Genomic DNA, 302 nt, shown 5'->3' with positions numbered 1-302 from the left:
TCAGATCACAATTTTAGGTTTAAACGTTCGCTTTTTGAGCCAAAATATTTTCTAACGAGCCTTCCAATTGTGCAATTTTTTGATTAATGACATTTTCAATTATTTGTGTCTTATTTTGTTCTTGCATAAGTTCAAAACTTAAATTTAATGCAACAATAGATAGAAGTTTCTCCATTTGCAAAATTCCCGTACGATCTTTCATTTCCATTACACGACTATCTAAATGACGAGCAGCTTGGCGTAAAGCATCCTGTTGTTCTGGAGGGCAGTTTAAACGTAGCACTTGCCCTAAAACTGATAAT

At 33.8% G+C, this 302-nt stretch carries 1 protein-coding gene; it reads right to left on the bottom strand.

Annotated elements, in window-relative coordinates; translation table 11 throughout:
• Positions 1 to 19 precede the first annotated feature (19 nt).
• On the bottom strand, positions 20 to 302 hold a 283-nt coding region (locus EII42_RS12740), incomplete at its 5' end, for a cell division protein ZapA (RefSeq protein WP_148098077.1).

Source organism: Tessaracoccus sp. OH4464_COT-324 (assembly GCF_003932855.1).
GTDB lineage: Bacteria > Actinomycetota > Actinomycetes > Propionibacteriales > Propionibacteriaceae > Arachnia.
The sequence above is the reverse complement of the archived record's forward strand: the minus strand, read 5'-3'. Positions and strand labels throughout refer to the sequence as shown.